A 10,903-nucleotide genomic window follows, 5' to 3' on the forward strand; every position below is an offset into this window, starting at 1 on the left:
CCTCCCTTGCGGAGGCGTTTTTTTACGGCTATCAAAAAGCGAAGTCTGGTTTTATCAGCGACTCATCATGCTTGCCGCCTGCTCCGTCGCTTCAGTCGTTCGAGTCGCCAGCTTGCGCACTTCGTCAGCTACCACCGCAAAGCCCCGTCCAGCTTCCCCGGCACGTGCAGCTTCAATCGCGGCATTGAGCGCCAGAAGGTTGGTTTGGCTGGCAATGCTCTGGATAGTGCCGACTATCTGGGTCAGTTGAGTGATGTTCTCTTCCAGGTTTTTCTGATGCTGTGCTTCGGTGTCGCGAAGAGCATCCTGCTCATGCTTCAAATGCACATCCACCAACGCACCGACCACCCTCAGCGGAACACCTTCGGGATTGCGACGAGTCTGGCCGCGTGCACGGAACCAGCGGTACTCGCCGGTTTTCATCTTCAGGCGGTACTCGATATCGAACGGCGTCTTGCCAGTCCGGTCATTCAAGTGCGCACCGAATGCCGTCAGACTGCGCTCCTTGTCGTCGGGGTGCAGCCGTGATGCCCAGCTATCCAGTACGTCAGGAAACTCTTCGACTGTTTCAAAACCCAAAAGCCGCCTGAACTGTGGAGACCACCAGAACGGGTTTCTCGCATTGACCGGGTCGCCAGCAATGACCTCCATGTCCCAGAGCCCGTCGGAGAGCATCTCCCGGGCCAGTTCGAATCGGGTAATGATCACATCGTGTTCCAGATCACGTTCAAGCTCATCGTGAATATCACGAAGCGAGCCGGCGACACGCAGCGGCGTTCCGCGTGCGTCTCTTAACGTTTCGCCTTGGGCATAGAACCAGCGATAAGTGCCGTTCTTCATCGCCAGACGATTCTTGACCCGGTACGGCGTGTTACCCGAGCGATCATTCAGATGCTTGGCAAATGCGTCGAGCGTGGCTTGTTTATCCTGCGGATGAAGCCGGTCTGCCCAGCTCGCCAGTACGTTAGGGAAATCTCGCTCGTCGTTAAAACCGAGAAGCGTGCGAAGTTGCTGCGACCACCAGAATCGATTGTTCGGGTTGACCGGATCGCCTGCTACGACCTCCATATCCCAGAGGCCCTCGCTCGACGCACGGTTGACCAGATCAAAGCGGGTCTCATAAGCGGCGGCCGAAGCAGAGGCTTCACCCAGAAGGTGGCGGGCGGTTTCCAGTTCCTGCTCAAGATCGGCGATACGTTGCTCGTCGAGACGACGCTGGGTACTCAGCGAACTCCAGCACTCAAGTACGCTGCTCTCTTCAGCGCAGCCTCTTACCACCGGCTCGCCAGCCCCCTTGAGAGAGGCAATAAGTTGTTGAAGGGCTTTTCTGTCACGACGTGGTCGGAATAAGTGAAACATACACAGGGTTCTCAAAATAAAGTCAGATTTGCCGAGTCCCTGGCATGTCACTTCTTTATCGACATGCCGTGTGGTTTCTGAATCGTCAGATTGCGATCAGGTAATGGTCACTTGTTCCAGAATCAACTTCACGGCTTGCTGATCGGTTTGCGCCCCCGCCATCAACTCCGCTACCCAGCCGCAACCGGACTTCTCCAGATGAACTCGCCAATCACCGGGCCAGTTCTCAAGTCCGGCCAGGTTCAGAAATATACAGCCACCCCGCTCAGCATGCCCGCCGGTAATTGACTGTTCAAAACAGAACGGTTTATCGGCTCCGGATGTGTCGACACTGAATAGGTACACATCGTGTTTCGGGTCCTCAAGCGAAGGCGCGCAATTGCGCTGACTGATCAGCTTCAACATTTCTCAATCTACTCCTGGATATATGATTGGCTGTGACGTCCATTACTTCGGGAATGCAGTTCGCGACGGTTTACGTCGCGAAGAGGACGCAGAGCGTCCAGACCGGCATGCCGACGCGGAGCGTCGCACGATAGTTGAGATTATCGTTCCCTACGCTCACCCCCTCGCCCCAAACCTGCGCAACACCACAACACCCAGCAGCGCCGATAACACCGACCCGATCAGTACGCCCACCTTGACCTCATCCACCAGCTCCGGTGCGCCCGGGAAGGCCAGTGCGCCGATGAACAGGCTCATGGTGAAGCCAATACCGCACAGCGCCGCAACACCGTAAAGCTGGCCCCAGTTGCTGCCGTCCGGCAAGCGGGCCAGGCCCGCGCGGATGGCCAGTGCAGCGAGGGCGAAGATGCCGACCTGTTTGCCGATCAGCAGCCCCAGCGCGACGCCCAACGGCACCGGGTCCAGCAGTTTGTCGACAGTGATGCCTGACAGTGAAACGCCGGCATTGGCGAATCCAAAGACCGGTACGACGGCAAAGGCGACCCACGGATGCAGTTTTTCTTCCAGATGCAGCAGCGGCGAGCTGGCTTCTTCATCGGGCTTGCCGAGCGGAATGCACAGTGCCAGCGCTACGCCCGCCAAGGTGGCGTGAATACCGGACTGGAGCATGAAGAACCACAACAGCGCGCCGACAATCAGGTAAGGCAGCAGCTTTTTAACGCCCAAGCGGTTCAGCGCGACGAGCACGGCGATGGAGCCAAGTGCGGCCAGCAGCATGGGAATGGACAGATCGCTGGTGTAGAACAGCGCGATGATCAGCACAGCGCCGAGGTCATCGAGAATTGCCAGTGCCGACAGGAATATCTTCAGCGACAACGGCACACGCTTGCCCAGCAATGACAGCACGCCCAGGGCGAATGCGATGTCGGTCGCTGCCGGAATGGCCCAGCCGCCAATGGTGTCTGGCTGGCCCCAATTGAATGCCACGTAGATCAACGCCGGAACCACCATGCCGCCCAGCGCCGCGAAGCCCGGCAAGGCGCGCTGGCTCCAGGACGCCAGCTGGCCGGCCAGCATTTCGCGCTTGATCTCCAGGCCCACCAGCATGAAGAAGATTGCCATCAGGCCATCGTTGATCCAGTGCTCTACCGACATCCCGGCGAGCACGGTATGCAGCGCTGCAAAGTAGCTGTCGGCCAGCGGCGAGTTGGCGACGATCAGGGCTGCCAGCGCAGCCGCCATCAGGATCAGACCGCCAGCGGCCTCAGCGGCGAAAAAGCGCTTGATGAACGCCAGCGCGCTCGGGGATTCGGTACGGGGGGTGGGGTTGTGCATGCAGGGCTCCGCAGGGTACAGCGCAAAAAGGCCGCAACCTTACCACTCGCAGAGCCTGCCACAGCGCAGGTAAACCTGAGGATACAAATTAACGCGCATGCCCATCATGGCTTGAGGAATCAGGGCTTCTGTCTGCCAGACAACAGCCCTGCCCGCTTCACTTCTTGACGGTTTCTTCAAGCGTGAACCGGCCCAACGGGTTCTGGCCGAAGTGCTCGATGTTCTTGCGTGAAACACTGATGTAAGGGCTGTAGTAGAGATCGATCCAGTTGACGTCGGTTTTGGCCATTTTCTGCAGGTCGATGTACATCTGCTCACGCTTTTTGGGGTCCATTTCAACCCGTGCAGCAGCAACCAGCTCCTTGACCTTCTCGTTCTTGTAACGGGTCATGTAGTTGTTGTTGGTGTCATGGCCAAGCACGAAGGTGGTTTTCTGATCCGGGTCGAGGATGTCGTTGGTCCAGTACATCACGGAGATGTCGTAGTCACCGGCAATCAGCATGTCCCAGCTCTGGCTCGGGTCGACTTTCTGTAGCGTGGTGGTTACGCCAACCTTGGCCAGCTGCTGTTGCAGCATGACCGCAATTTGCTCGTCGACTTCGTTGCCAGCATTGACCACATAGTTGAGCTTCAGGTCCGACGCACCGGCATCCGCCAGCATCTGTTTGGCCTTGACCGGGTCATACGGGCGTTGCAGGTTATCGGCGTAGTGATACAGCGCGCCCTTGGGAATGTAGGAATTGGCCACGGTGCCCAGCCCGAAGGTAGCGGCCTCGACCAGCGATTTCTTGTCGATAGCCATGTCCAGTGCCTGGCGTACCTCAGGCTTGGCCAACGCGCCGTGCTCATGGTTGAGCAACAAATGATCTTCACGGGTGGACGGGTCCAGGTGAACCACCAGATCAGGGTTCTTCTTCAGGTTTTCGACACGGGAGAACGGCACATAGATCGCTGCATCCAGTTCGCCCTTCTGGACCATCAGCATACGGGTGTTGTCATCCGGCACCGAGATCCACTCGACACCATCCAGGCTGACGCTCGGCGCTTCCCAGAAGTCGGGGTTCTTCGCCAGGATCACCCGATCACCGCGCCGCCACTCTTTCACTGTGAAGGCTCCCGAACCGACAGGCTTTTCGGCGTAAGCCTCTTCGCCCAGGGTCTTCATGGCCTTCTCGGAGAGAATCGACACGTTGGGCAGCGCCAGTTGCGAGAGGAACGAGGCCGATGGATTCTTCAGGGTGATGACCAGCGTACGCGGATCTGTTGCGACGGCTTTGTCGATAATCTTGTAGGAATCGCTCCACAGCGAGCCCTTGTCGTCGCGAATTCGCAACAGGCTGAATACAGCGTCGCTGGCGGTCAGCTCCGAGCCATCAGAGAATTTGGCCGGGCGTATCTTGAGTGTATAGGTCAGCCCGTCGGGCGAAATCGACCAGCTTTCGGCCAGTCCTGGCACCAGCTTTGTGCCCTTGTCGTCAACCCGGATCAGCACATCGTAGACGTTGGAAAATACCCAGTTGTCGATGTTTTGCGCGCTTTTGATCGGGTCGAAGGTGGTGCCGTCCTCACGACGGCCGATGGTCAGCACGCCCGCGGCTTCCGCCACTCCCGCTGCCAGGGAACAGGCCGCCAGCATGGCGACGGTCAGCATTTTCATTGGTCGAGCTTTCATACAAATGAACTCCTTGCCGGTGTCGGGACAGATGTTTGTTGTAGGTCTGGATCAAAAAACGGGTTCATCAAGTACACAGTCGTAGCGCTGCTCGCCGACATGCCGGGTGGGTGGCGCGACGCTGGAACAGGTCGGTCTGGCGAACCGGCAACGCGGATGAAAGGCGCAGCCAGCGGGCAAACTCAGGGGGCTGGGTGGCTCGCCCTGCAAGGGTTCACCGGGCAGCGGACGATCCGGATCAATCTCCGGAATAGCCTGGATCAGCGCCGCGGTATAGGGATGACGCGGCTTGAGAAAGACCTCTTCGACCGGGCCCTCCTCGACGATTTTGCCCAGGTACATCACCGCCACCCGGTCACACAGGCGGCGCACGATGGCGAGATCGTGGGCAATGAACAGAATTGCCAGATTCATGCGCTGGCGTAGTTCCAGCAGCAGGTTGATGATCTGCCCCTGAATCGACACGTCCAGCGCCGCCACGCACTCGTCGGCGATGATCAGCCGCGGCTCGATGGCCAGTGCGCGGGCAATGCCGACACGCTGACATTGCCCGCCGCTCAAGGCACCCGGTTTGCGTTCGGCAAATTCGGGTCGCAGACCGACCATGTCGAGCAACTCGATGACCCGCGCCGGAATCTCGGATGCGCTGACCTTGCGTTGCACTTTCAGCACCTCGGCCAGCGTGGCACCGACAGTCATGCGCGGGTTGAGCGAGGAAGACGGGTCCTGAAAGATCATTGCTGTTTCACTGCGCAAACGCTGCAGACTGATACCGCTGCCCTGGGCCATGTCGACATTATCGAAGACGATCTGCCCGGAAGTAATGTCGTTCAGACGCAGAATGGCGCGCCCCAGCGTGCTCTTGCCGCTGCCAGACTCGCCCACCAGCCCCAGCGTTTCACCCGCACAAATGCTCAGCGACACACCGTTGACGGCATGCACCCAACGCTTGTTGAGGCCCATGAAACCTGATCCGGGGGCCGGGAAGCGCACCACCAGATCGTTGACGTTCAACAGCCTGTAGCCGCTCATGATACGGCCCCTCGGGAATCTGCCAGCGGATAGTGACAGGCCGCTTCATGGGCAACCCCCATCGACCGCATCAGGGGTAGTGTCTCGACGCAGCCTGCGCCCGCATGACCGCAGCGCGCATGAAAACGGCAGCCAGCGGGCAGCGCATCGAGCAATGGCGGCTGTCCGGGAATGGTGCGCAGCAGGCCACTGCCCGTGCTGCTGGCAGGCTGGCAGTCGATCAGGCCGCGGGTGTAAGGATGACGGGCGCGGGCCAGCACGTCGCGCTTGCTGCCGTGTTCACACAAGCGACCGGCGTACATCACCGCGATGGAGTCGCAGGTTTGCGCTACAACGCCCAGGTCGTGGGTAATCATGATCAACGACAGCCCGTGACGGTCACGCAGGTCCAGTAACAGCCGCAGGATTTGCGCCTGCACCGTCACGTCCAGCGCGGTGGTCGGTTCGTCGGCGATCAGCACCTGCGGCCCGCAGCCCAGCGCCACGGCAATCATGGCGCGCTGGCGCATGCCGCCGGAAAACTCATGGGGAAAGTTATCCACACGCGAAGCCGGGTCGGGAATGCCGACCTGACGCAGCAGATCAATCGCCTGCGCCCGTGCCTCACGTTTCGAAGCGCCTTGATGCAGACGAAAGCCTTCGGCAATCTGCTCGCCGATACGCATCAGCGGGTCCAGATGACTGCTGGGGTTCTGGAAGATCATGCCGATCCGCCGCCCGCGCATGGCACGCATGCCGGCTGCATCCAGCTTTAACAGGTCGACATCATTGAGCAGCACCGAACCACCGCGCACGTGCAGGTCCGGCGATGGCATCAGTTGCATCAATGCCCGGCAAGCCATGGTCTTGCCAGAGCCACTTTCGCCGACCAGCCCGAGAATCTCGCCCTGCTGCAGATCGAACGACAACCGGTCGACCAGCGTTACCTCGCGCCCCCGACTGTTCGCAATCACGCTCATCTCGCTGACTTTCAGCACTGGCGTACTCATTGCCGCTCTCCGAGGGTTTCGGCAACGCCGTCCGCCAGCAGGCTGAAACCCATGGCCAGCGTCACGATGGCCAGCCCCGGAAAGGTGCATATCCACCACGCAGACGTCAGAAACGCCTGCCCCTCGGCGACCATCGTGCCCCACTCGGCCAACGGTGGTTGCACCCCCAGGCCCAGGTAGCTGACCGACGCGCCACTGAGCAACACCAGCACCGCATCGGACATGGAAAACACAATCGAGCCGAACATCGCATTGGGCAGCAGATGGCGAAACAGAATACGCAGGTGACCAAACCCTAGGCTCTTGGCCGCCAGGGCGAAATCGCTTTCCTTGAGGACCAGAATCTGTGAACGGATCAGCCGCGCGTAAGACACCCAGCCCACCAGCGCCATGGCGATGTAGAAACTGCTCAGGCCAGGGCCGAGAATCGCAATGATCGCCAGCATCAGCACCAGAAACGGAAAGGCCAGAACGATGTCGATCACGCGCATGCACAGGTTGTCGAAGCGACCGCCTATATAGCCCGACAATGCGCCGACAAACGTGCCGATGATGAACGGGAAAACCACCCCGAGCACACAGATCTGCAGGTCGATGCGTGCCGCCCAGATGACTCTGGACAGAATGTCGCGACCAAAATTGTCGGTGCCGAACGGATGCGCGAGGTGCGGTGCGAGCATGCGCAGTTCGGTGTTCTGGTAAATCGGGTCATAAGGTGCCAGCCACGGCGCGAAAAGTGCCAGCAGCAGCCACACACCAAGCAATGAGGCGCCCAGCAGCATCGCCAGCCGGCCATTGCGCAAGCGCAGGCGTAGCCTTGAACGCCAGTGTGGGCGCAGAGGGGCGTGGGCGACGGTCATTTGATGTTCACCCGCGGGTCTATAGCGACAGTGGCCACATCAGCGAGGAAGTTGACGATTACCGTGGCACAGGCGAGCACCATGGCTACCCCCTGCACCACCATGTAATCGCGACTGAAAATGCCGCGCACCAGCAACTGGCCGATGCCGGGGATGGCAAACAGGCTTTCGATAACGACAGTGCCGCTGATCAGCCAGCCGATGTTCACCGCCAGCAGGTTGATCGACGGCACCAGCGAGTTGGGCAATACGTGACGACGAAACACTGCGCCCTCACTGACGCCGCGTGCCCGCGCCGCAGTAACGTGATCAGCTTGCAGTTCCATGAGCATGCTCGCGCGCAGGTTGCGAATCAGCACAGCGGACAGAGCCAGGGCGATGGTCAGACATGGCAGCACCATGTGGTGAGCCTTGTCCAGCCAGTCACTGCCGTAACCTGACACCGGAAACCAGCCAAGCTGCACACTGAACAGCAGAATCAGCATGATGCCCAGCCAGAATGCCGGCATGCCCAACCCCGTGGTGGTGAAGACACGAATCAGGTTATCGCCCCAACTGCCCTTGTTGCGTGCAGCGACCGTGGCCAAAGGCACGGCGATCAGCAGAGCCAGCAGGACGCTGCCACACACCAGAAACACGGTAGGCTCCAGCCGGGTAACGATCAGTTTGAGCACATCGATCTTGTACAGCAGCGATTTACCCATATCGCCCTGCAAGAGGTTTTTCATGAAGTACACATACTGCGTCCACAAGGGTTCATCCAGCCCGTACTGGGCGCGGATGTTGGCCAGTGCCTGCGGTGTGGAACGGGCGCCCAGCAGAATGCGCGCCGGGTCACCGGGGATCGAGCGCACCAGAATGAAGGTCACCAGACTGATGCCGAACAGCACCGGCAGCAACTGCAACGGACGCTGGAGAATAAAACGATAACGACCCAGATTCATCAGACGCCCCGATGCTGTGACAGAGAATTCAGCAGGACCGGAAAGTACGCCGCCACCCCTTTCACGCAAAAGGGCAGAGCGAAGTTGTAGTCGAACATTGACCATCCGTCGACTTTGATTGTTTTGCGCTCATCCGCCTTGCTCGCATACCCCATCGCACCTCACCTTTGCGGACGTCGCTCATGGCCTCAACCCTATCGCGCAGCGCCATGGCAAACAGCTAGCAATTCTTATAGGTTTTACACGACTGACAGCCGGTTGGACGCAGGCGTGGCACTGTCCTTGCTAATTGCTATATTAAGCCCCCTACACCGGCTCTATGACAAAGGAGGTCAAGCCATGCATATCAGGTTGTCGGATTTCAATTCGCGTCTGCAATCGGCATCTACAGTGGATCAGCAAATGGATTGCGCACTGTTACTGGCATCGGAGCTTGGATTCGATGCAGTGATTTACGATTACAGCCCGGTGCCTGTGTCCCATGATGGAGCACTGATCACACCTTCGTTGCTTTCATTGCGCAACACCCCGGCCGATTGGCACGCACTCTGGTGCAGCCAGGGGTACTACCAGATCGACCCGGTGCAACACCTGGCGGTGGCTAGCGTTTCGCCTTTTGTATGGTCATACCAGCCCAAGGCTGAAACGGTGCTGCAAACCTTTATCACCGACATGCACAAGCCGGTGGTGCGCTACCTGCATGACTCACACATGACGTGTGGCGTGACGGTGCCTATCCACATGCCCAAGGGCGGTTTCGCCACCCTGACAGGCCTGTGTTCTGACAGCAGCGACGCTGCACTGGAAGATGCCCGGCAGAGCCTGGCCGAGTTCGGTCTGCTGGCTCATGCCTTTCAGGAAGTCGCCTACCCGTTGTTTGACCAGAAGATGCGCTCCTGTAATGCGATCAAGCTCACCCGCCGCGAGCGTGAATGCCTGAGCTGGTCTGCCGAAGGGCTGACGGCCAGGGAAATCGCCGATCAGCTCAACCGTTCGGTCGCCACGGTGACGCTGCATCTGAATTCGGCCATGCAGAAACTGGGTGCCAAAAACCGTGTGCAGGCAGTCGTGCGTGCCGTTCACTACCGTTTACTCGACCAATGACCGGTTCATCAGCCAAAACCTATCATTTTCTATAGTTTTAAGATGCCACGCGCAGCGCTATGGTGCCCCGAACTATCCAGCAGGGACCGGCGACATGGCAGACATGACGATCAAGGAAGGTTTTGCGCCGTTCGGCGACTATCAGACGTGGTATCGCGTCACCGGCAACTTGCAAGGCCCGCGTACACCGTTGGTCATTCTGCACGGCGGCCCCGGCTGTACCCATGATTACGTGGACTCGTTCAAGGACCTCGCCAGTACCAGTCAGGCGGTGATCCATTACGACCAGTTGGGTAACGGAAAGTCGACTCGCCTGCCCCATGAGAGTCGCGAATTCTGGACAGTCGATCTGTTCCTGAGAGAGCTGAACAACCTGCTTGCCCACTTGGGCATCGAAGGTAATTACGCGTTATTGGGCCAGTCGTGGGGCGGCATGCTGGCTTCGGAGCATTCGGTGCTCCAGCCCAAAGGGCTGAAAGCGCTGATTGTCGCCAACTCCCCGGCAGATATGCAGACCTGGGTAAGCGAGGCCAACCGACTGCGCGAGGACTTGCCTGAAGCTGTGCAAGCTGCGTTGCTCAAGCACGAACAGGCAGGAACGTTGACTGACCCTGAGTACCTTGAAGCATCGCGGGCATTTTATGACCGTCATGTATGCCGCATCACACCCTGGCCGGACGAGGTGAAACGCACCTTCGACCAGATCGACGCGGACCCGACCGTGTATCACGCCATGAATGGCCCTACCGAGTTTCACGTTATCGGCACCCTGAAGAACTGGACCATTGTCGACAGGCTGGAAAACATCAAGGTCCCGACATTGGTGATTTCGGGGTTTTACGACGAAGCCACTCCACTCGTGGTGAAACCCTACGTGGAAAACATCCCTGACGTTCGCTGGTCGGTGTTCAGAGAGTCCAGCCACATGCCCCATGTGGAAGAAAGAATGGCCTGCATGGGCTGCGTAGCAGGTTTTCTGGATAAGTTATCTGTGGCCGCTACCGTGTCAGCGGCTTAGTCCTGCAGTCCCGACTGAACACAGACCTCGAACCCCCTACAACTAGAGTTAATACTTTAGAAATAGTGAACTGCGTAAACCGTTAACATTATTTACTTTGTGACGGAGACTTTTAGCGCCTGATGCTTAAGGAAGGTCTGAAGTAGCCGGATGTTTTCCGGCTACCGAGTCCTCAGCACTTTTCA

The 10,903-nt window shown here is 58.8% G+C and carries 9 protein-coding genes and 2 pseudogenes; 2 read left to right on the top strand and 9 right to left on the bottom strand.

The window, feature by feature from the left end; translation table 11 throughout:
* Nucleotides 1-60 precede the first annotated feature (60 nt).
* The 9 genes and pseudogenes from RYA97_RS26505 to RYA97_RS12960 all read right to left on the bottom strand — a co-directional run.
* Nucleotides 61-348: pseudogene (locus tag RYA97_RS26505) on the bottom strand (methyl-accepting chemotaxis protein); the annotation flags it as partial.
* A pseudogene (locus RYA97_RS12925) lies at nucleotides 349-1,359 on the bottom strand (PAS domain-containing protein); the annotation flags it as partial.
* 96 nt (nucleotides 1,360-1,455) lie between these two features.
* Entirely contained in the window at nucleotides 1,456-1,764 is a 309-nt protein-coding gene (locus tag RYA97_RS12930; RefSeq protein ID WP_005733007.1) for a hypothetical protein, read from the bottom strand.
* Nucleotides 1,765-1,920: 156 nt separating this feature from the next.
* Nucleotides 1,921-3,099, bottom strand: coding sequence for a Na+/H+ antiporter NhaA (gene nhaA, locus RYA97_RS12935; RefSeq protein WP_004666221.1), 1,179 nt, complete (start codon nucleotides 3,097-3,099; stop codon nucleotides 1,921-1,923).
* A gap of 157 nt (nucleotides 3,100-3,256) precedes the next feature.
* Nucleotides 3,257-4,771: an ABC transporter substrate-binding protein gene (locus RYA97_RS12940; RefSeq protein WP_005745297.1), complete on the bottom strand. Its 1,515-nt coding sequence runs from the start codon at nucleotides 4,769-4,771 to the stop codon at nucleotides 3,257-3,259.
* Nucleotides 4,772-4,822: 51 nt separating this feature from the next.
* Complete coding sequence (locus tag RYA97_RS12945; RefSeq protein ID WP_016982264.1) at nucleotides 4,823-5,803, bottom strand: ABC transporter ATP-binding protein; 981 nt, start codon at nucleotides 5,801-5,803, stop codon at nucleotides 4,823-4,825.
* Nucleotides 5,800-6,792, bottom strand: coding sequence for an ABC transporter ATP-binding protein (locus RYA97_RS12950; RefSeq protein ID WP_029241036.1), 993 nt, complete (start codon nucleotides 6,790-6,792; stop codon nucleotides 5,800-5,802). Before RYA97_RS12950 ends, RYA97_RS12945 begins: the two co-directional genes overlap by 4 nt.
* Complete coding sequence (locus tag RYA97_RS12955; protein WP_316892421.1) at nucleotides 6,789-7,652, bottom strand: ABC transporter permease; 864 nt, start codon at nucleotides 7,650-7,652, stop codon at nucleotides 6,789-6,791. Before RYA97_RS12955 ends, RYA97_RS12950 begins: the two co-directional genes overlap by 4 nt.
* A complete protein-coding gene (locus RYA97_RS12960; RefSeq protein WP_005745304.1) occupies nucleotides 7,649-8,596 on the bottom strand; it encodes an ABC transporter permease in 948 nt (315 codons plus the stop codon). Before RYA97_RS12960 ends, RYA97_RS12955 begins: the two co-directional genes overlap by 4 nt.
* 339 nt (nucleotides 8,597-8,935) lie before the next feature.
* On the opposite strand from RYA97_RS12960, the gene RYA97_RS12965 reads away from it, so the two are divergent.
* Together RYA97_RS12965 and RYA97_RS12970 are read left to right on the top strand one after the other, a co-directional pair.
* Complete coding sequence (locus tag RYA97_RS12965) at nucleotides 8,936-9,700, top strand: LuxR family transcriptional regulator (RefSeq protein ID WP_004656728.1); 765 nt, start codon at nucleotides 8,936-8,938, stop codon at nucleotides 9,698-9,700.
* A 94-nt stretch (nucleotides 9,701-9,794) separates the two neighbouring features.
* On the top strand, nucleotides 9,795-10,718 hold the full coding sequence (locus tag RYA97_RS12970; protein WP_005745306.1) for a proline iminopeptidase-family hydrolase: 924 nt from the start codon (nucleotides 9,795-9,797) through the stop codon (nucleotides 10,716-10,718).
* Nucleotides 10,719-10,903: the final 185 nt, after the last annotated feature.

It is taken from the genome of Pseudomonas syringae group sp. 26L6 (assembly GCF_032587815.1).
In the GTDB taxonomy this organism is placed as follows: domain Bacteria; phylum Pseudomonadota; class Gammaproteobacteria; order Pseudomonadales; family Pseudomonadaceae; genus Aquipseudomonas; species Aquipseudomonas amygdali.